This window comes from Bacillus cereus group sp. BfR-BA-01311 (assembly GCF_022664295.1).
GTDB lineage: Bacteria > Bacillota > Bacilli > Bacillales > Bacillaceae_G > Bacillus_A > Bacillus_A cereus.
In genome coordinates, this window is record NZ_JAKUHC010000007.1 from 231,659 (window position 1) to 251,346 (window position 19,688).

The following is a 19,688-nucleotide window of genomic DNA, read 5'->3' on the forward strand; positions in this document are numbered from 1 at the left end:
CTCTTCCTTATATGAACAAGCCGACAATTATATCAATTACTTTAATTCCAATGAACGGAACGATAACTCCGCCAAGCCCATAAATAAGTAAGTTTCGGCTAAGCAATGCATTAGAACTCATCGGTTTATATGCAATACCTTTCATCGCTAACGGAATGAGTAATGGAATAATAACAGCGTTAAATATTAATGCTGATAAAATCGCTGACAGTGGTGATGTTAATTTCATAATGTTCAATGCCTCCATTTGCGGAATCGCAAGTGTAAACATTGCTGGAATGATTGCAAAATATTTTGCTATATCATTCGCAATACTAAACGTCGTTAAAGCACCTCGCGTCATTAACAATTGCTTACCGATTCCTACAACCTCAATAATTTTCGTTGGATTCGAGTCTAGATCAATCATGTTTGCCGCTTCTTTCGCTGCTGTCGTACCACTGTTCATCGCTAATCCAACGTCCGCCTGTGCTAATGCTGGAGCATCATTTGTACCATCACCTGTCATCGCTACAAGTTTCCCTTTATCTTGCTCTGCTTTAATGACAGCAATTTTATCTTCCGGTTTACACTCGGCAACGAATTCATCTACTCCAGCTTCTTTTGCAATGGTTGCTGCTGTTAACGGATTATCACCTGTACACATAACCGTTTTAATCCCCATTTGGCGTAACTGTTCAAAACGCTCACGCATACCCGGTTTTACTGTATCCTTTAAATAAATTAAACCGTAAATACGATTATCTACTGCAACTACAAGTGGTGTTCCGCCCTCTTTTGAAATTAAGTCTGCTTTTTGATTTACATCTTTCGGAATTGTTCCGCCTTGTGACTCAACCCATTCAATAACGGCACCTACAGCACCTTTTCTCACTTTCGTTCCGTCTTGTAAATCAACACCACTCATTCTCGTTTCTGCTTTAAACGGAACAAACTCACCTTGTTCTGCAAGTTCTCTATTATATGATATAGATTTTCCCTGCACATACTCGATAACAGATCGACCTTCTGGTGTTTCATCTAAAACAGAACTAATAGCGGCCCACTTCCCAACTTGCTCAATCGTTTCATTTCCTACAGGCAATAATGTATGAGCCATTCGGTTCCCAAAAGTAATTGTACCTGTTTTATCTAAAATAATTGTATTAATATCGCCCGCAGCTTCTACTGCTTTCCCTGACATCGCTAGCACGTTAAATTTTGTCACCCGATCCATCCCCGCAATACCAATCGCTGATAGCAAACCACCAATTGTCGTTGGAATTAAACATACTAACAACGCTACAAGTACAGCAGTATCAATTTGAAAACCTAAATAATTTGTAAAAATCGGCAACGTCACAACGACGATTAAGAAAATAAGAGTTAAGCTCGTTAATACTGTATTTAAAGCAATCTCATTCGGCGTTTTTTGACGAGCAGCTCCTTCTACTAAAGAAATCATTTTATCGATAAATGATTCACCAGGATTACTCGTAATGACAATTGTAATTTCATCACTTACGACCATCGTTCCACCTGTTACGGAACAAAAATCACCGCCTGCTTCTTTTATAACAGGAGCTGATTCACCTGTAATTGCAGATTCATCTACAGATGCTAATCCTTTGATTACTTCGCCATCACTTGGAATCATTTCTCCTTGTTTTACGATAACAACGTCACCTTTTCTAAGATCAGTTGCTGAAACTTGGACAATGTCTCCATTTTCTTTTACTACATTTGCAAACACATCTTTCTTCGACTGCTTTAAAGAATCGGCTTGCGCTTTACCACGACCTTCTGCTAATGCTTCTGCAAAATTCGCAAATAAAACTGTAAATAATAGAATGAGAGAAACTGTTATATTAAACCATCCTGGTATACTACTAGAACTGCTTGGAAGAAAAGATAAAATGAACGTAATGATAAATCCAATTTCCACAACGAACATAATCGGATTCTTTATCATGACTTTCGGATTCAATTTCGCAACGGATTGCTTCATCGCATGTGTTACGATATCACGATCCATCGTTTTCGCTTGTCTAACTTCATCTTCTACAGCATGTATTTGTGACTCATTTAATTGTTTTTCTTTTACTACTACCGGTCTCATCATTTACCCTCCATTACTTCAATGTAAGAAATTCTGCAATTGGACCGAGTACTAACATCGGGAAGAATGTTAATGCACCGACAATTACAATTGTTCCGATGAAGATGCCACCAAATAAACTATTATCTGTACGGAACGTTCCGACTGTTTCTGGCACTACCGTTTTTTCTTTCAATGAAGCTGCCACAGCTAGCATCGTAATTAAACTGAAGTAACGTCCTAAAAACATAACTAAACCAGTCGTAATATTCCAAAACGGTGTATTATCTCCTAATCCTTCAAATCCAGATCCGTTATTCGCAGCTGACGATGTATATTCATATACCACTTGCGTCAAACCGTGGAAACCGGAATGAGAAATAGCATCCGTCCCTAAATTTGTTGAAAGAGCTAATGCCGAAAATCCTAAAATGAGCAATGGATGAAATAAAATCGTGACCGCGATTAATTTCATTTCCTTACCTTCAATCTTTTTACCTAAAAACTCTGGTGTCCGTCCAACCATTAACCCAGATATAAACACCGCGATAATTGCATACATAATAATGTTTACAAAACCTGCTCCAACGCCACCATACACAGTATTTAACATCATATTTACAAGCGGAACTAAACCGCCAATTGGTGTTAACGTATCATGCATCGTATTAACAGCGCCTGTTTCAGCAGCTGTCGTTACCGTTGCGTATAGTGAAGAAAATACTGTTCCAAATCGTACTTCTTTCCCTTCTGTACTTCCTTGTACATGTTCGATACCCATTCCATTTAATGCCGGGTTCCCGTTTAGTTCAGATGTCGTAATCGTTATAAACCCTAGTAAAAATACCATAAATAGTGACACGAAAAGGATGCGGCCTTGTTTTTTATTTCCGACCATTCGTCCGTACGTAAATGGAAGTGCTGTTGGTAATAACATCATAAGCATCATTTGCAAAATATTACTCATTTGTCCTGGATTTTCGAAAGGATGCGTAGAGTTTGCTCCGAAAAATCCACCGCCGTTATTTCCAAGTTCCTTAATGGAAACGAATGATGCAACAGGTCCACGTAAAATACTTTGCTTTGCACCTTCAATCGTTTGTGCTGTAACCGCCCCATCTAACGTTTGTGGTACGCCAAGTGCGACAAAAACTAGTGCCGCAATAAATGCAATAGGAAGAAACACTCTCGTTAACGCTCTCGTAAAATCAACGAAAAAGTTACCAAGTTCTTTTCCAGCAAGTCCTCTTATAAAAGCCATAACGAGCGCTAATGTCGTTGCTGGTGCCGCAAACATTAAAAATGTAATCCCGATTAATTGTGATAAATAGGATAAACCATTTTCACCGCTATAATGCTGTAAATTTGTATCAGCCATAAAACTAATCGCTGTATTAAAAGCGAGCGTAGGCTCCATCCCTTCAATATGTGCTGGATTTAGCGGCAGCACACCTTGTAATCTGAAAATGAAGTATACGACAACGATCATAAATCCATTTAATAAAACTAATGATAATGCGTACTGTTTCCACGTTTGATTGTATGCTTTTACACCCGTAATTTTAAAAATAAGTTTTTCAAAAGGCCCGAATACTTTATCTAACGTTTTGCTACCTTGAAAAGCTTTTTCTAAATAAATCCCCGTTGGCTTTGCTACTAAAATAAACAAGAGCATTGTAATAATGACTGCAACCCAAATCATAATGAATGATTCCCCCTAATTAAAACTTCTCTGGATTTAATAATGCATACACTAAATACACTGTAATTGCTGCGACAATAACCGATAAGACAATCATCATGATTGCTTTCCTTCTTTCACAACTTTATCTGACCAACTTGCAAGACTTGCCATCGATGCAACTAATAAAATAAAAATCCCGACCATTACAACATCTAACATAACTACCCCTCTCTTTTTGTTAAAATTTACCATTTAAATATTAAAAAAGAACACTGAGCTCTACTCAGTGTTCAAAAAATGAACAACAAAAAGTAAACCTCCTCTCTAAACGCTTACGAGGTTAGCTGTCGGATTCGGGCCTAAAGAGTAGCCCTACTTTCAAAACTGAAAGATTCACCCCAAGTGACGATGCACAAAATTGGTTCCCCCGCTCCATTTCTGGAACTCAGCGATTTTAGGTTTTTTTGGAAATTTTATGAATGATTTATGAGAGTAAATATACTCCTCTATATTTCACTTGTAAAGGGGTAAATTACTGAAAATAATAATATTTACATTCATTTAAACGCTTACATTGAAGATTATTACTGTTATTTCATCTATTTTCTTTATTTCTCTTTTCTTTTCTTAAAAATGACCTTTTAAATATGAAATAAAAAGAGCGAATGACATGAAGTGCATAGCTTGTTGCACTCAGCATTCGCTCTTTTTTATTCAACCTTTATTCTCCTCGTAAAAATGCACGTAAATTTCTCCCACGAATATAAACTTGTGTCAATTCTGCATGTAGCTGCTCATACTCGGTAATATCCATCTCTAAATACAAAGCATCTTTTGATGGTAATATAATATATGGCCCTGGAAAAAGGGGATCAATCTGGACCAATTCTTGAACTCGCTCTACCGATACTGCCCAACGATTTGCTATATCTCCAAGTAATAGTACCTTCATCATTTCTTCCCCCGCCCTATTCAAAAAATAAAAAAGAAATATTATCACAATTTGTAAACACGACAAACTTAGCTCCAATGGTTTCATAGAGCCTCGCTGGATATCGTTTATTCCTTGTAACAACAGTAATAGGTGCTTGAAAAGAAAAACGAATGTGTTCTGTGAAGAAACTAACGATTGGAAGCTCATCCCCTAGTAAAATGACCTTCTTAATACACTCACAAATACTAGTAAAATCCTGCTCCTTACTACAACTATAAGTCCAATCAAACCCACAATTCCTAACTTCAGCCGCTACCTCTTCATTTGCTGTAAAAATAACTAACTCATGTTGAAATGCAACTAGATCTCTTAAACTATTTACCTTACTTTCTTCTCCAACACAAATAAGTGTTAGTTCCATGTACCTCATCCTCCTTAGTATAAAAGAAATCAAACATAGATTGATATTCCCCTATACTAATCAGATCGATGAAGTGATGTATCCATCATGGCACCGTCCTCTCTCAAGACGCTTACGAAGTTAGCTGTCGGATTCGGGCTTTGAGAGTAGCCCTACTTTCAAATTTGAAAGATTCACCCCTAGTGACACTGCACAAATTGGTTCCTCCGCTCCATATAATTGGACTCAGCGTTTACAAAAAAATATATTCTGGCTGATATATTACTCCTGTATTTTGAAAAAGTAAACAGAAAAAAATCCAGTTATAAAACTGGCTTTTCACTTATCTATACACGCGTTCTATTCACTTTATACGCAAAATGATTCGTTGGTCCATGACCACTACCAATATTCAATGGCTCTTCAATTGCTATACTAATAAATCGTTTTGCTTCTTGAACAGCATCTTCAATTGAGTATCCTTTCGCAAGTCCTGCTGTAACCGCTGAAGCAAATGTGCACCCACTTCCGTGCGTTTGCTTTGAAGGAATTCGCTCGCTTCTAAACTCAATAAATTCTTCTCCATCAAAGAGGAAATCAATTACTTCATTACCTTGATATTCTGCATGTCCGCCCTTCATAAGCACATATTTAGCACCTAATTCGTGCAATACTTTTGCAGCTTCCTTACTATCTTCAACATTATGAATCTCCACCCCAGTTAACACTTCTGCTTCTGGAACATTCGGTGTTATAACGGTTGCTACTGGTAATAAATATTCTTTTAATGCATGAACTGCTTCTTGCTGTAATAATGATGCACCGCCTTTTGCGATCATAACGGGATCTAGCACAATATTATTCCAGCCAAATTTTTTAATTTGTTCTGCAACAATTTGAATTATTTCACTACTAAATAACATTCCTAGTTTCACTGCATCTGGTGTTAAATCCGTACCAATTGAATTCAGCTGTTCTGTAATACCTTCTAACGGAACAGGATATACCCCTTGAACGCCAAGCGTGTTTTGAGCAGTAATTGCCGTAATAGCCGTCATTCCGTATACACCAAGCTCTTGGAATGTTTTTAAATCTGCCTGAATTCCAGCACCGCCGCCGCTATCAGACCCTGCAATTGTTAAAGCTTTATTCACTTTCATCCCACTCATCCTTTTCTATCCAAAATAGCGATGATAAATCGTTTTTGCTTCGCTTATATCTTTCGTTCCATGTACGAGCACACGGCCATCTTTAAAGGCTACTAACCTCTTGTCTTCAACAGAAAATGATAGTAAATATGGATTTATATTTAAATCATTTACACGACCTTCCAACAACTTTTTATATTGTTCAAAATTCATTTCATCTTTATGAGGTGGTCTAATTTGAACTGTATTTCGCCCGCATAAAACTGCTGTTTTTGATGTGTTTTCTTTATTTAAATACGGATATAATGCATTCTCTCCGCATGAAGGACAATTATGCTGGCGAAGTTTTTGCACATTCATACATGAATACTCATTCTTCCACATATCAAACGATACAAGCCCATCTCGAAGTGATTCGTAATCTTCTACTAACAGTTTAAGAGCTTCTGTTACTTGATGAGAAACGACAAGAGATACAGCAGGTGATATAATACCCGCTGTATCACATGTTGCCCCGCCAAGCGGAATCGACTGTAATAAACATGATAAACATGGTGTTTTACTAGGAAGGATTGTGTAAGAAAGACCGTAACTACCTACACATGCACCGTAAATCCATGGAATAGAATATTTTTGTGATATATCATTTACAATAAAGCGCGTTTCGAAATTATCAGTCGCATCAATAATTACATCAACATTTATAACAAGTTCTTCTAGCTCTTCAGCTGTTACATCTTGAACGAGAGCTTCTATTGTTACATCACTATTAATCTCTTCTAAACGTTTTTTAGCCGCTATAGCTTTTGGAAGATTATTCTTTACGTCGCTCTCTGCATACAATTGTTGTCTTTGTAAATTACTCCAATCTACATAATCACGGTCAACAATTGTTATCTTGCCAACACCTGCTCTTACAAACATCTCTGCATTTGCACTACCTAATGCACCTGCACCGATAATAAGCACATGCTTTTCTCTTATCTTTTGCTGTCCTTCTTCTCCAATTGGAGAAAATAGTTCTTGGCGAGAATATCGATTATTCAACTACGCTCATTCCTTCTAAAGGACTACTTGCAGTTGCACAACGCTTACGTGCAATGCGACCTGCTTCAAATCCTAAACGGCCTGCTTCAATACTTAATTTCATTGCTTGTGCCATTTTAATAGGATCTTTTGCTCCTGATACAGCTGTATTTAATAACACGCCATCTGCTCCTAATCCCATTGCAAATGCCGCATCAGCTGGGCTACCAATACCGGCATCAACGATAACTGGTACTGTCGCTTGTTCAATAATGAAGCTCAAATTTAATGGATTTACAATACCAAGTCCTGATCCGATTGGAGATGCTCCTGGCATAATCGCATGCACGCCAAGCTCTTGTAATTTACGTGCTAATACAACATCATCAGATGTATACGGAAGTACGATAAATCCTTCTTCCAGTAACATTTCAGATGCCTTTAATGTTTCTACCGGATCAGGTAATAACGTTCTATCATCACCAATAACTTCTACCTTTATCATGTCACAAAGCCCAGAAGCTTTTGCTAATTTTGCAATACGAACAGCCTCTTCAGCGTTTTTTGCTCCTGCTGTATTTGGTAATAACGTATATTTTTTCACATCAAGTTTCTCTAATAAATTAGGTTGCTTTGCATCAAAGATATCCATACGACGTACTGCAAACGTTAAAATTTCAGCTTCAGAAACGTCAATTGCCTTTTGCTGTACGTCAAAATCAGGGAATTTACCTGTTCCTAATAAAAGTCTAGAATGAAATGAAAATGGTCCAATGTTTAACATAATCAACCGCCTCCTACGAAAGTTACAATCTCAATTTGGTCTCCATCAAAAACAGATGTATCTGTATGATCATCTTTTTGTAAAATATCTTTATTACGCTCTACTACAACAATTCTGTTATCTAGCTCTAAATGTGTAAGTAGCTCAGCTACTGTTTTTACACTCGCTGGCACTTCAATTTGGTTACCATTAATTTTTAAATTCAAACTTCCATCCCCTTTCTAAACTCTTCTAGAAAGCAATGAATCTAGCAAATGATTCTCTTGCTTTCCTTCTATTAAATCAGCCATATATTGGCCAGAAATAGGACTTAATAAAATACCGTTTCGATAATGGCCCGTGCAAGCATATAAACCTTTTATTTCTTCATGCTCTCCCATATAAGGAGCTTCATGATTCGATTGTGGTCTTAATCCTGCCCACGTGCTTTCCCATTCTGCTTCTTTTAAAGCTGGCAATATTGTATAAGCACGCTCTAATATAGAAGTTATACTTTCTGGCTGCACAGTTTTATTGAACGTATGTGGCTTCATTGTTGCCCCAATTACGTAACGTCCACCGCGCTTTGGAGTAATGTAAAATCTTTCTTGAAAAATAGGTGCTTTTAAAAGTTGTTTTCTACTTCTTACCGCAACCACTTCTCCTTTAACTGGATATGTACCCCAATCGCGGTGAAAATAACTGAGTAACTTCGTGCTCCATGAACCTCCTGCAATAACGACTTTCTCACATGTGACAATACCTTCACTTGTAATAACTCCAGTCACTTTATTATTTTCAATACGGATATCAAATACTTCTGTCTGTTCATATATATCAGCACCGGAAATCGCTGCAGAATGTGCGAATGCTTTCGTAAGCTCTGGTGCAATAACATGACCGTCTTTCGGATAATATACTGCTCCTATAATAGATTCGGATAGATATGGCTCTTTTTCCCGCACATGGTCTCCCGTTAGAAAATAAGAATCTTCACCTGTTTTCTGCTGCCAATCCATAATGTGAAAAATTCTTTCCTTCTCATCTTCATTTTGAGCAATACGATAAATTCCTTTTTCTTCATATCCAATATCAACACCCGTCTTTTCACGTAAAACTGCTGCAAGTTGTGGAAATATAGCTCGGCTTTCTCTAGCAAGTTCAAATAGCGGATCATACGCATCCCATTCTGCCTGAACACCAAGTAAACCAGCAGCTGCTTTTGAAGCTTCCGATGCAATACTTTGCTTCTCCACAATCGCTACTTTATGTCCTCTTTCTGCTAGAAAATGTGCAACTGAACTACCAATTACACCACCACCAATAATCGCTACATCATACTTCTCACACATGTTTTTCCGCCCACTTTCTTATTGATTCCTTATAAGATTTCGCTTTGCTATACGGGTTACTACTACTTACAATTCCAGACATAACTGCTATACCGCTTACACCGTTAGTAAGAACATCCACTGTGTTTTCTGGGGTAATTCCTCCAATTGCTGTAATCGGTATAGATAAACACCTTGCAATGTCTGAAATTTCTTCAAGCCCTCTCGCTGGCACACCTTTTTTACAATCTGTCGGAAATACATGGCCATAAACGAGTGAATCCGCTCCATTTTTAAAAGCTACTATTGCTTCATCTAGCGAATGCACAGAATAACCGACATGCAAATACGAAAACTTTTCTTTCACTGACTTTACATCTGTACTTCGATATCCTAGTTGAACACGAGGAATATTTAATAAAATTGCAATATCAATTCGATCGTTTATGACAATTTTAGAAGCTGGAAAGCCCTCCATTAATAGACTTTCCACACCTTCATATAATTCCTTCGTACTCTTCTCACGCTCACGAATATGCAAATAATCAATCTCACTCTCAATTTGCATCGCTACATTCACTAACTCTTCGAATGGCATATGGCCATTTGAGATTACGTGGAGCTCATTTTTCATATTCATTCGCCTACTTTAAAATATTTTCGAATAATTCATCGGCTGGGACGGTTTCTTTCGTCATTCCTTTGTCCTTCAGCCACTTATTTTGTTTCTCCCAAGATTCTTTTGAATCTGATAAGAATGGCTCATCTTTCGTTTCCATCTTCTCTAATAAAATTTTCATACTTTCCTTTTCAACTTCTGGCACAAGTGGGAAGTTTTCTTTTTCTTGATGATTTAATAAAATATTCAATGCTTCATCTGGGTTTTTCTTCATGAAATCATAGCCTTTTTTCGTACCACGTAAGAAAGCTTGCAACGCCTCTTTATCTTTTTTCAACGTTTTATCACCTGTTACAAACACAAGCTCATGATAGTTTGGTACTCCGTAATCAGCTGGATTAAAGTACGCTGGTTCATGGCCTTCATGACGCATAACAGGTACTTCATGGTTAATGTATGCCCCTGTTACCGCATCTACTTTCTTCGTAATTAATGCTGGTACTAAATCAAAGCCAACATCTACTACTTTCACTGTATCAGGATTACCACCAGCTTCTTTTACCATCGTTTTTAAATACATCTCACTTAATGGTGTTCCAGAGTATCCTACTGTTTTTCCTTCTAAATCTTTCGGTGATTGAATGCCCGCTGATTTCAGTGATACAACATGATTTAATGGTGAACGTACGACAGCCCCAATTGATTTCACTGGAATTTGCTCATTCGCTCTCGCCATAACAACATCTGGCTGATAATACAAGCCAACTGTCACCTTCCCTGCTGCTGCTAGCGTTAATGGATCAGTCGGATTAGAAGGGAATTTAATATTTACCTTTACACCTTCTTCTTTAAAGTATCCTTTTTCAATTGCTGCATAGATAAAGCTATGTACCGCATTTGGATACCAATCTAACATGACTGTTATTTCTTTCTCTTTTTTACTTTTGTCTGATGCTGAATTACTCGAACATCCTGCAATTATTGCAATTAATAATGTAAACACAAAGATGCGCTTTAAAAATTTCATGAATGCTTCCTCCAACTAATGAATTTCTTTTCTAATATGGAAATAATTACGACGAAGAAAATAGCTAATAATGATAACAATACAATAGGTGCAAATACGCCAGCTCCATCTAACTGCGTCATCATTCTCTTACTGAAATATCCAAGCCCAGCTTGTGCACCGAGCCATTCTCCAATTGCTGCTCCGATAACACTAAGCGGAACTGCAATTTTTAAAGCTGAGAAAAAATAAGGAAGAGCAGACGGCAACTTTAATTTAAGAAAAATATCTCTTTTTGTTGCTCCATATGTAACTAAGAGCTCCTCCCATTCTTTTTTCGTACTACGAAGTCCATCATACGTATTGACCGCAATTGGGAAAAACGTAATTAAAACTGTGACAACAACCTTACTCCAAATTGTATATCCAAACCATAAAACAAATAGCGGAGCAAGCGCAGTAATCGGAATCGTTTGTGAAGCAACTAATAATGGATAAAATGCTCTTTCCATCCATGTACTCGCATTCATTAACATCGCTAGCCCTACACCTAATACGATAGAGATAACAACACCTATTAAAACGACGTATAACGTTGCAGGTAAATGAACTGTAAATAATATGTCTTTTAGTTTCCATATCTTCATTACAATCGCAGACGGTGACGGTAAAATGTACATCTCATCTACAATTCTTGCTCCTATTTCCCACACAGCTAGTAAAATACTAGAAAGTGTAATAGCAGGAACTAATTCTTTCAATCGGTTCATCACACAAGTACCTGCCTTTGTAACATACTAAGAAGCTCACCTTTCAGCGCTAATACTTCCGGTTTATATAAATCTTTTCGTGTTCTGTTATGATCAAGCGGTACAGTCCGCTCAGTCAAAGTCGTTATCGGCTGCTGTTCCACTACTAAAACTCTGTTTGAAAGAAATAACGCTTCTTCAACATCATGAGTAATGAATAAAATTGTTTTTTCCCACTCTTGCCATTGTTCAAACAACCATTCTTGCAAAGAGGCCTTCGTTAAAGCATCCAACGCACTAAACGGTTCATCTAACAGCAATATCTCCCCGCCTGTTAATAAAGTTCGAATAAAAGATACACGTTGTCTCATACCACCAGATAAATCTTTCGGATATTTTTTCTCATACCCTTGCAAACCAAATTTATGTAACAGTTCCTTTGCCTTTACTTCTGCTTCTTTCTTCTGTACACCTTGGCACTCTAGCGGCAGGGCAGCATTCTCAATAATTGTTCTCCACGGCAAAAGCATATCTTTTTGCGGCATATATCCTACAGGATGGTTCTTTGTTTCTGTCAGTTCTATCTGTCCAGTACTTACCTTTTCTAGACCTGTAATAAGGCGAAATAAAGTACTTTTTCCACATCCACTCGGTCCGATAATACTGACAAACTCTTTCTCATGTATAGAAGCATTTAATTCATGGATGATTGGTTTCTCATCGTAATGAAAAGAAACATTATGAAACTGTAGTATGTTCTTGCTCCTCAAATCCCCACATCTCCTTACGATAGGACATATCCCAGAATAAATATTCAAATCGACTGGAATATAAGAAGATCTCCTCTAATCTTTCTAGTTCTTTCTCAGACTTTCCAACTGCCATTTCATTTAATAAATCTATTAACCAAATACAAAGATTACCGTATTCTTCCGAACTATATCCTTGAATCCACTCACCAAAAAACTCATGATCTCTCGCTCCAGGAATATCATTTAAACGCTTTCCAATTTCCCAATAGCTCCACATACATGGAAGAAGCGCTGCTATTAATTCCGCAAGTGTGCCATTTTGAGATACAGACATCATGTAATTTGTATAAGCTAAATTTTTAGCAGATGGTTTCGCAGACTCTATCTCCTCTATAGAAATTCCAAGTCTTTTTGCATATTGTTTATGGATTGTCATTTCGCCATTTAATATTCCATCAATTTGTTCAGCGAACTTTCCCATTACTTGTGGATTCGTTGCTTTTACAACACCAATCGCATATAACTTTGCATAATCTAGCAGATATAAATAATCTTGAATAATATAATACTGGAATTTATCTTTTTCTAACGTGCCATCTCCCATACCCACTACAAACGGATGATTATGACTCATCTCCCAAACCGGTTGCACAGTTTCTAATAATCTATCGCAAAATTTCATTTCTCTATCCCCTTTCAATATATGTATCTAAATAAAAAACCACTTCTATATATAAGAAGTGGTTACAGCAAATAAAGTTATACATTTATTCGATGTTCCACTTCCCTTCGCTAGTATTACCTAGATCAGGTGTTGTAAGGGTTAAGGATTATTCCTCTCTCAGCAAGTCAAGCACCCCTAGTGGTTTCAATATGAAATTTTCAAATAAAAAAGCCCCGTTTCTATACGCAAAGAAACGGGGACTCATTGTTAGTGTCCGAATTGCTTCCCTACGCTAGCATAATCTAGATCAGGTAATAAAAAGGATCAAAGGCTTACGGCCTACTCTCAGCTGACAACACCAGCTCTCCTAGCAAACTATAAAATTATCACTGTCAGTATAACACCCTAATAAGACATCATCAACTTTTTTAATTTTCTTAATTATCAACATAATATCAAAATTATACAATACATACATTCTATTTTAGAAAATAAAACCCCAATTAATTGTATAAAAAGGAATCATTATCCTCAAAAAATTTATTTTTATATTGATTTCATATTACATTTATGTGAATACCCCCACTATATTATATCTTTATACTATAATAAAATTACAACTATACAACTAGAGGAGGTCTCTATTCCATGAATATGAAAGCTACTGCTTTAACAGCAACTACTGTAGCGATTGCTTCTTTACTTCCTTCTATGGGTGAAACAAATGTACAAAAAGCAAACGCTGAACAATTATCTAATATTAAAACTGGGTATGTCAAAGTCGATCAAGTAGCATTACATACAGAAGATAACGTAAAAAGCACATCAATTGATACAATTCGCTTTAATACAAAAGTGAACATCATTGAAACAACTAATGGTTGGTATAAAGTATCTGTTCATAATAAAGTAGGTTATGTACAAAAAGATGCTATTTTACTAAAAAACAAACTTCAATCTAATGATCAATACATCGTTAATGCTAATGCATTAAACGTTCGCTCTGAACCTAATTTAGAATCTTCCATTTTAGATGTATTACCAAATGGTAAGTTTATTACCGTTCAAGAAGATCAAGGCGAATGGTATAAAATATCACATAATGGCCAAACAGGTTACGTACAAAAAGCATTCATCTCTAATGGTTCACAACCCTTAGTAAAAGGAATCACCGTTCAAAATAATACAAAATATACTGTTGCAACACCTAATCTAAATGTACGTAGCACCGCTAGTACAAGTAGCGCTCTACTCGGTTCATTACAAAACGGTACTCAAGTACAAGTAGTAGAAACTGTAGGTACTTGGTATAAAATTCGTTTTGGCACAGGATACGGATATGTAGCAAAACACTATGTAGTACAAAATCAACCACAAGCTAAAACAGATCAGCCTTCATCAATTCCAGCTGCTTTCAAATTCCCCGCTCAAGGAAGAATTAGCTCAACCTTTGATATACGCTGGGAACAAATGCATTATGGTATAGATATTGCCGCTCCAGGAAACGTCTCTATCCAAGCTGCTGCTGCAGGTAAAGTTGTGAAATCTTATTATTCAGCTAGCTATGGCAATGTTGTTTTCATTGCGCATCAAATCAATGGGAAATTATATACAACTGTTTATGCTCATATGAAGGATCGCACTGTACAAGCTGGTGATCAAGTACAAACTGGACAATTAATAGGTCATATGGGAAACACAGGTCATTCATACGGGCAACATCTTCATTTTGAATTACATAATGGAGAATGGAATTTTGAAAAAACAAATGCAGTAAATCCACTGCCATATTTAGTTAGGTAAATTGTATGCCACGCAATATACCTCTTATAATTGAATACGTAGCCTTTTTAGGTTTAATCTGTTGTTTAATCATTTACAATACAAACATTGTATTTTTATCTATTATTATTGCTTTTGTTGCATTAGAAATTATGATGGAATCATTTCAAGTGCAACTAAAACAAAAAATTGCCCATATTTATAATGCTATTTTTCTTTTGAGTGCTCTCATAACAAATATAATTAGTAATGGCTTTTATTTATCTACTGTATTTCCAGTATTCTTTATGGCTGTTTTATTATTTGTAGCTAGATATATTAATGTCCCTTATAACCAAAAACAAAAACAAGAAGCTTAGAAAGAGGAGACACTGTGTACCAATCTTTCAAAGATACTCCAATAAAATACATATTGAATTTGTATAAGAAAGCCAATACTTTTTTTGGTATACAAGGAAGTTATACTGCACAACTTCTCCTATATGGAATGTTGTTTCTTGTCTTAATCACTTTCTCCTTGTTTTACTAACAAAAAAGGATCTCACATAAACTGGAGATCCTTTTTAATTTATATTAATTTTTCATATCAAAAATATTGTTTATCCACAAGCATATTTTTCATAAATAAAGCTCAGATTATATTTTTTCTCTAAGCTCATTCGTTGTTCGTCATCGCACCAATAGAAAAGAATATCATGAATCGTTGCGTAACGCTTATTTTTAAGAAATAGCCTAAAAAATGATGGTAAACAATCATGTAATTGTATAAATATATAATTGCGTAGTGTTTCTTCTTTATATTCAATGCCCTTACAAATATACAGTAATTCTTCACAATAATATGCATGCTGTGGAACTTGTATCATTTCGAAAAATGGCACATAAGATAGTAGCTTTCCAATAAAATGACCATATCGATCCATTACTCCTATCGTCATATGCTCCATCATTTCTTTCATCACATATAAATAATCATCTACATGCGTTGTCTTTAATGGGTCTAAGCGATCGGAAATTTGAGATAATACAGCTCTTTGACATGCTAAAACTGCCTGACTAGGTCCATAATATGATAGGAAATCTGTACACTTACGATATTTCCGTAATAAATCATGTGTATACAAATCATATACAAAAGTATTACAATACATTGCTAAACTCATCATATCACTATTTAATTGCTCTTTTGATAATGATTTCGCTCTCTTGCACATATAAAAGAATGTAAATTCCAATACTTCTTTATGAGATAATAAATGTTTACAATCGGTTATACACTTCTCATTAAATTTAACTCTATCCCAAATTTCAATATCCCTATCTGTCAATTCACCTATACGATATTTAATAATTAAATAATTTAAAGCAACTGATTGCGTCAAAAGATCCCATGTTTCATATTCCAATGAAGTATGAACAAACTCAGCTAATCCTTGCGCTATCATAAAATCATTTGCCTCTTCATACCAACCAATCTCTTGGCATAAGCGAAGAATACGCACTAAAGTTGGAATTTCATCTTTATGAAACTGCGGTAATTTCTTTGCTTTATTCATGCCATATACGATAAATGCCGCTAAATTTTCTTCTTTATAAAATTCTTTCTCTTTCCATACTAATATAGTTCGTTCTTTCCCCTCACCTTTTGGGTGACAAGGTACAAGCAAAGAAAATAATTCAGCGAAATTATTTGGTTCTATATATGTATCTGTAACCAAATTCCAATTTGGATCGCCCTGTACAGCCTTCATATAATTCCCCTTCCCTTTTCATCTATGTAGGAAATATTAATTTATTATCGCACCACTAAAAATTAATATTGTTATATTCAAAATCTCTCATAATACTTATATCTATCAGTATATCATCTTTTCTCTTATTAAAAATTAAGAATAACAAATTTTAAAAAAATGTCGAAATTATTAACCACATACTTATTATATAATGTCTCAGATACATCACGCTAACATATTAGTTTAATCCATATATACTAGAATAATGTATCTGAAATTTATATATAATTTAGCTCTTTATGAGTGACCATTAAACTCTCGGTTAATGAAAGTTTCAATTTACTCTGTACGCTCTGAGATTTCGCTCAAGGCAAATCCAGCTTGATCATCTGCTGATTCCCTTATAGCTAAATCTCCTAGTGCTAACATGCCAATAAGTTGACCACTATCAACTACTGGTAATCGTCTAATTTGATGCTGTGCCATTAGCTCTGTAGCTTTTTCAATAGAATCATTTGGAGAAACTGAGATAATATTTGTTGTCATTACATTTGTAATCTTATTAGATCCAGGATGTTTTTCAGCAATCCCTCGAACGACTAAATCACGATCAGTAACAAGCCCAACAACTTGCTCATTTTCAACAACAGGAATTAATCCAATCGATTCTTCCTTCATTTTTACAGCTGCCTCATATACATTGTCTAGCGGTGTACAATGTACAATATGGGTACTCATTAAGTCTCTCACTCGTGTCATTATGATTTCCTCCTTTTTATACATACCATAGCTTTTCCAAAATTCCTTTATTTATTTCTGGAAAGTAACGTAATAAAAAGGATTAACAAAATAAAAAAGAGCCAGCATAATGCTGACTCTTTTTTGTATGACCCGTACGGGATTCGAACCCGTGTTACCGCCGTGAAAGGGCGGTGTCTTAACCACTTGACCAACGGGCCATGGCTCCGCAGGTAGGACTCGAACCTACGACCGATCGGTTAACAGCCGATAGCTCTACCACTGAGCTACTGCGGAATAATATATGGTGGGCCTAAATGGACTCGAACCATCGACCTCACGCTTATCAGGCGTGCGCTCTAACCAGCTGAGCTATAGGCCCATATACTTTACAGGGGCAGTAGGAATCGAACCCACACTGGAGGTTTTGGAGACCTCAGTTCTACCTTTAAACTATGCCCCTAAATGATGCCGGCTAGAGGACTTGAACCCCCAACCTACTGATTACAAGTCAGTTGCTCTACCAATTGAGCTAAGCCGGCATAAAAAAATGGTGGCTCGGGACGGAATCGAACCGCCGACACGAGGATTTTCAGTCCTCTGCTCTACCGACTGAGCTACCGAGCCAACATAAATGGCGGTCCCGACCGGGGTCGAACCGGCGATCTCCTGCGTGACAGGCAGGCATGTTAACCACTACACCACGGGACCATTTGGTTGCGGGGACAGGATTTGAACCTGCGACCTTCGGGTTATGAGCCCGACGAGCTACCGTGCTGCTCCACCCCGCGACAATATAAAGTTTTAAAAATGGAGGAGGTAGAGGGATTCGAACCCCCGCGCGACTCTCGCCGCCTGTCGGTTTTCAAGACCGATCCCTTCAGCCGAACTTGGGTATACCTCCATGAAGGAAAAAATAAATATTTTATTATTATATGTCTAAGCCATTAAAGAAAAAATGGAGGAGGTAGAGGGATTCGAACCCCCGCGCGATTCTCACCGCCTGTCGGTTTTCAAGACCGATCCCTTCAGCCGAACTTGGGTATACCTCCGAGACATATATTAAATAAAGTGGAGCCTAGCGGGATCGAACCGCTGACCTCCTGCGTGCAAGGCAGGCGCTCTCCCAGCTGAGCTAAGGCCCCATGTTTTTTGGGAATATCGGGAAGACAGGATTTGAACCTGCGACCCCCTGGTCCCAAACCAGGTGCTCTACCAAGCTGAGCCACTTCCCGTTAATAAAAGCGCGCCCGAGAGGAGTCGAACCCCTAACCTCTTGATCCGTAGTCAAACGCTCTATCCAATTGAGCTACGGGCGCATATGGTGCCGAGGGCGGGGGTCGAACCCGCACGGTGGTCACCCACCGCAGGATTTTAAGTCCTGTGCGTCTGCCTGTTCCGCCACCCCGGCATGTCATATTGAAAATTGGAGCGGAAGACGGGATTCGAACCCGCGACCCCAACCTTGGCAAGGTTGTATTCTACCACTGAACTACTTCCGCAAGACATGTATGAGTTATTTTATTAAAAGTGCGGGTGAAGGGAGTCGAACCCCCACGCCAAAGGCGCTAGATCCTAAGTCTAGTGCGTCTGCCAATTCCGCCACACCCGCATATTTCATTAAAATGGTGAGCCATGAAGGACTCGAACCTTCGACCCTCTGATTAAAAGTCAGATGCTCTACCAACTGAGCTAATGGCTCTTAATGGCTGGGCTAGCTGGATTCGAACCAGCGCATGACGGAGTCAAAGTCCGTTGCCTTACCGCTTGGCTATAGCCCATTAATTAAGAATGGTGGAGGGGGGCAGATTCGAACTGCCGAACCCGAAGGAGCGGATTTACAGTCCGCCGCGTTTAGCCACTTCGCTACCCCTCCGACATATATGGTGGAGGATGACGGGATCGAACCGCCGACCCCCTGCTTGTAAGGCAGGTGCTCTCCCAGCTGAGCTAATCCTCCATTTTGCCTGGCAACGTCCTACTCTCACAGGGACAAGGTCCCAACTACCATCGGCGCTAGAGAGCTTAACTTCCGTGTTCGGTATGGGAACGGGTGTGACCTCTCTGCCATCATTACCAGACTGTATTCATTTAAGACAAGAATCATTTTAACTCATTTGACCTCGAAAGTCAACAAGTTTTTTATATTCTTTCAAAACTAGATAACATTTGCTACATATTATATGGTTAAGTCCTCGATCTATTAGTATTCGTCAGCTCCACATGTCACCATGCTTCCACCTCGAACCTATCAACCTGATCATCTTTCAGGGATCTTACTA

The 19,688-nt window shown here is 37.5% G+C and carries 21 protein-coding genes, 20 tRNA genes, 2 rRNA genes and 4 riboswitches; of the genes, 2 read left to right on the forward strand and 41 right to left on the reverse strand.

Features of this window, described 5'->3' with window-relative positions:
- Positions 1 to 7: 7 nt before the first annotated feature.
- The 17 genes from kdpB to tenA form a co-directional block, all read right to left on the reverse strand.
- Entirely contained in the window at positions 8 to 2,098 is a 2,091-nt protein-coding gene (kdpB, locus tag MR136_RS18355) for a potassium-transporting ATPase subunit KdpB (RefSeq protein WP_001248003.1), read from the reverse strand.
- A gap of 13 nt (positions 2,099 to 2,111) precedes the next feature.
- Positions 2,112 to 3,779: a potassium-transporting ATPase subunit KdpA gene (gene kdpA, locus MR136_RS18360; RefSeq protein WP_000638330.1), complete on the reverse strand. Its 1,668-nt coding sequence runs from the start codon at positions 3,777 to 3,779 to the stop codon at positions 2,112 to 2,114.
- Between the two features lie 19 nt (positions 3,780 to 3,798).
- On the reverse strand, positions 3,799 to 3,879 hold the full coding sequence (gene kdpF / locus MR136_RS18365) for a K(+)-transporting ATPase subunit F (RefSeq protein WP_000973728.1): 81 nt from the start codon (positions 3,877 to 3,879) through the stop codon (positions 3,799 to 3,801).
- Positions 3,876 to 3,980: a SipW-dependent-type signal peptide-containing protein gene (locus tag MR136_RS18370; protein ID WP_000887894.1), complete on the reverse strand. Its 105-nt coding sequence runs from the start codon at positions 3,978 to 3,980 to the stop codon at positions 3,876 to 3,878. Before MR136_RS18370 ends, kdpF begins: the two co-directional genes overlap by 4 nt.
- A 96-nt stretch (positions 3,981 to 4,076) precedes the next feature.
- Positions 4,077 to 4,222: riboswitch (cyclic di-AMP (ydaO/yuaA leader) on the reverse strand.
- 134 nt (positions 4,223 to 4,356) lie between these two features.
- On the reverse strand, positions 4,357 to 4,479 hold the full coding sequence (locus MR136_RS28450) for a hypothetical protein (protein WP_001034421.1): 123 nt from the start codon (positions 4,477 to 4,479) through the stop codon (positions 4,357 to 4,359).
- Positions 4,480 to 4,482: 3 nt separating this feature from the next.
- The gene (locus MR136_RS18375; RefSeq protein ID WP_002025339.1) at positions 4,483 to 4,716 is read right to left on the reverse strand and encodes a hypothetical protein; all 234 of its coding nucleotides are present in this window, start codon (positions 4,714 to 4,716) and stop codon (positions 4,483 to 4,485) included.
- Between the two features lie 13 nt (positions 4,717 to 4,729).
- Entirely contained in the window at positions 4,730 to 5,116 is a 387-nt protein-coding gene (locus tag MR136_RS18380; RefSeq protein ID WP_000424087.1) for a hypothetical protein, read from the reverse strand.
- Between the two features lie 93 nt (positions 5,117 to 5,209).
- Positions 5,210 to 5,357: riboswitch (cyclic di-AMP (ydaO/yuaA leader) on the reverse strand.
- Positions 5,358 to 5,442: 85 nt separating this feature from the next.
- The gene (thiD, locus tag MR136_RS18385) at positions 5,443 to 6,255 is read right to left on the reverse strand and encodes a bifunctional hydroxymethylpyrimidine kinase/phosphomethylpyrimidine kinase (protein ID WP_000867372.1); all 813 of its coding nucleotides are present in this window, start codon (positions 6,253 to 6,255) and stop codon (positions 5,443 to 5,445) included.
- Between the two features lie 15 nt (positions 6,256 to 6,270).
- The gene (gene thiF, locus MR136_RS18390) at positions 6,271 to 7,290 is read right to left on the reverse strand and encodes a thiazole biosynthesis adenylyltransferase ThiF (RefSeq protein WP_001065418.1); all 1,020 of its coding nucleotides are present in this window, start codon (positions 7,288 to 7,290) and stop codon (positions 6,271 to 6,273) included.
- Positions 7,283 to 8,053 (reverse strand): thiazole synthase, encoded by a 771-nt coding sequence (gene thiG, locus MR136_RS18395; protein WP_000931983.1) that lies wholly within the window; start codon positions 8,051 to 8,053, stop codon positions 7,283 to 7,285. Before thiG ends, thiF begins: the two co-directional genes overlap by 8 nt.
- A 2-nt stretch (positions 8,054 to 8,055) precedes the next feature.
- Positions 8,056 to 8,259, reverse strand: coding sequence for a sulfur carrier protein ThiS (gene thiS / locus MR136_RS18400; RefSeq protein WP_001049502.1), 204 nt, complete (start codon positions 8,257 to 8,259; stop codon positions 8,056 to 8,058).
- 15 nt (positions 8,260 to 8,274) lie between these two features.
- Entirely contained in the window at positions 8,275 to 9,384 is a 1,110-nt protein-coding gene (gene thiO / locus MR136_RS18405) for a glycine oxidase ThiO (protein ID WP_017673681.1), read from the reverse strand.
- Entirely contained in the window at positions 9,377 to 9,997 is a 621-nt protein-coding gene (gene tenI, locus MR136_RS18410) for a thiazole tautomerase TenI (protein WP_000787170.1), read from the reverse strand. The genes thiO and tenI overlap by 8 nt, the downstream gene beginning before the upstream one ends.
- A 10-nt stretch (positions 9,998 to 10,007) precedes the next feature.
- Positions 10,008 to 11,009, reverse strand: a complete 1,002-nt coding sequence (locus MR136_RS18415) for an ABC transporter substrate-binding protein (RefSeq protein ID WP_000670416.1) — start codon at positions 11,007 to 11,009, stop codon at positions 10,008 to 10,010.
- A complete protein-coding gene (locus MR136_RS18420) occupies positions 11,006 to 11,758 on the reverse strand; it encodes an ABC transporter permease (protein ID WP_001080855.1) in 753 nt (250 codons plus the stop codon). The genes MR136_RS18415 and MR136_RS18420 overlap by 4 nt, the downstream gene beginning before the upstream one ends.
- Positions 11,758 to 12,507: an ABC transporter ATP-binding protein gene (locus MR136_RS18425; RefSeq protein ID WP_001256796.1), complete on the reverse strand. Its 750-nt coding sequence runs from the start codon at positions 12,505 to 12,507 to the stop codon at positions 11,758 to 11,760. Before MR136_RS18425 ends, MR136_RS18420 begins: the two co-directional genes overlap by 1 nt.
- Positions 12,476 to 13,171 (reverse strand): thiaminase II, encoded by a 696-nt coding sequence (gene tenA, locus MR136_RS18430; RefSeq protein WP_000666827.1) that lies wholly within the window; start codon positions 13,169 to 13,171, stop codon positions 12,476 to 12,478. The genes MR136_RS18425 and tenA overlap by 32 nt, the downstream gene beginning before the upstream one ends.
- Before the next feature lie 85 nt (positions 13,172 to 13,256).
- Positions 13,257 to 13,360: riboswitch (TPP riboswitch) on the reverse strand.
- A 60-nt stretch (positions 13,361 to 13,420) separates the two neighbouring features.
- Positions 13,421 to 13,532: riboswitch (TPP riboswitch) on the reverse strand.
- 269 nt (positions 13,533 to 13,801) lie between these two features.
- On the opposite strand from tenA, the gene MR136_RS18435 reads away from it, so the two are divergent.
- The gene (locus MR136_RS18435) at positions 13,802 to 14,956 is read left to right on the forward strand and encodes an SH3 domain-containing protein (RefSeq protein WP_001056030.1); all 1,155 of its coding nucleotides are present in this window, start codon (positions 13,802 to 13,804) and stop codon (positions 14,954 to 14,956) included.
- A 5-nt stretch (positions 14,957 to 14,961) separates the two neighbouring features.
- Positions 14,962 to 15,294, forward strand: a complete 333-nt coding sequence (locus MR136_RS18440; protein WP_001137823.1) for a hypothetical protein — start codon at positions 14,962 to 14,964, stop codon at positions 15,292 to 15,294.
- A 240-nt stretch (positions 15,295 to 15,534) separates the two neighbouring features.
- Here MR136_RS18440 and MR136_RS18445 read toward each other — a convergent pair whose 3' ends face one another.
- From MR136_RS18445 to MR136_RS18560, 24 genes are all read right to left on the reverse strand, one after another.
- A complete protein-coding gene (locus MR136_RS18445; protein ID WP_000648912.1) occupies positions 15,535 to 16,686 on the reverse strand; it encodes a DUF3965 domain-containing protein in 1,152 nt (383 codons plus the stop codon).
- Between the two features lie 321 nt (positions 16,687 to 17,007).
- Entirely contained in the window at positions 17,008 to 17,427 is a 420-nt protein-coding gene (locus MR136_RS18450) for a CBS domain-containing protein (protein WP_000199006.1), read from the reverse strand.
- A 128-nt stretch (positions 17,428 to 17,555) separates the two neighbouring features.
- Positions 17,556 to 17,627 (reverse strand) — tRNA-Glu (locus tag MR136_RS18455).
- A gap of 1 nt (position 17,628) precedes the next feature.
- Positions 17,629 to 17,703: transfer RNA gene (locus MR136_RS18460), tRNA-Asn, on the reverse strand.
- A gap of 8 nt (positions 17,704 to 17,711) precedes the next feature.
- Positions 17,712 to 17,788, reverse strand: a tRNA-Ile gene (locus MR136_RS18465).
- 10 nt (positions 17,789 to 17,798) lie between these two features.
- Positions 17,799 to 17,869: transfer RNA gene (locus tag MR136_RS18470), tRNA-Trp, on the reverse strand.
- A 6-nt stretch (positions 17,870 to 17,875) separates the two neighbouring features.
- Positions 17,876 to 17,948 (reverse strand) — tRNA-Thr (locus tag MR136_RS18475).
- A 9-nt stretch (positions 17,949 to 17,957) separates the two neighbouring features.
- Positions 17,958 to 18,033 (reverse strand) — tRNA-Phe (locus MR136_RS18480).
- An 8-nt stretch (positions 18,034 to 18,041) separates the two neighbouring features.
- A tRNA-Asp gene (locus tag MR136_RS18485) sits at positions 18,042 to 18,117 on the reverse strand.
- A gap of 3 nt (positions 18,118 to 18,120) precedes the next feature.
- Positions 18,121 to 18,197, reverse strand: a tRNA-Met gene (locus tag MR136_RS18490).
- Positions 18,198 to 18,217: 20 nt separating this feature from the next.
- A tRNA-Ser gene (locus MR136_RS18495) sits at positions 18,218 to 18,310 on the reverse strand.
- 55 nt (positions 18,311 to 18,365) lie between these two features.
- A tRNA-Ser gene (locus tag MR136_RS18500) sits at positions 18,366 to 18,458 on the reverse strand.
- Between the two features lie 20 nt (positions 18,459 to 18,478).
- Positions 18,479 to 18,551, reverse strand: a tRNA-Ala gene (locus tag MR136_RS18505).
- Between the two features lie 16 nt (positions 18,552 to 18,567).
- Positions 18,568 to 18,641, reverse strand: a tRNA-Pro gene (locus tag MR136_RS18510).
- Positions 18,642 to 18,651: 10 nt separating this feature from the next.
- A tRNA-Arg gene (locus MR136_RS18515) sits at positions 18,652 to 18,725 on the reverse strand.
- Between the two features lie 3 nt (positions 18,726 to 18,728).
- Positions 18,729 to 18,817: transfer RNA gene (locus tag MR136_RS18520), tRNA-Leu, on the reverse strand.
- Positions 18,818 to 18,833: 16 nt separating this feature from the next.
- Positions 18,834 to 18,908 (reverse strand) — tRNA-Gly (locus MR136_RS18525).
- A 29-nt stretch (positions 18,909 to 18,937) separates the two neighbouring features.
- A tRNA-Leu gene (locus MR136_RS18530) sits at positions 18,938 to 19,018 on the reverse strand.
- 14 nt (positions 19,019 to 19,032) lie between these two features.
- A tRNA-Lys gene (locus MR136_RS18535) sits at positions 19,033 to 19,108 on the reverse strand.
- A gap of 4 nt (positions 19,109 to 19,112) precedes the next feature.
- Positions 19,113 to 19,187, reverse strand: a tRNA-Gln gene (locus MR136_RS18540).
- Positions 19,188 to 19,198: 11 nt separating this feature from the next.
- Positions 19,199 to 19,282 (reverse strand) — tRNA-Tyr (locus MR136_RS18545).
- 8 nt (positions 19,283 to 19,290) lie between these two features.
- Positions 19,291 to 19,366, reverse strand: a tRNA-Val gene (locus MR136_RS18550).
- Positions 19,367 to 19,371: 5 nt separating this feature from the next.
- Positions 19,372 to 19,487 (reverse strand): 5S ribosomal RNA (gene rrf / locus MR136_RS18555).
- 102 nt (positions 19,488 to 19,589) lie between these two features.
- Positions 19,590 to 19,688: ribosomal RNA gene (locus tag MR136_RS18560) — 23S ribosomal RNA — on the reverse strand; the annotation flags it as partial.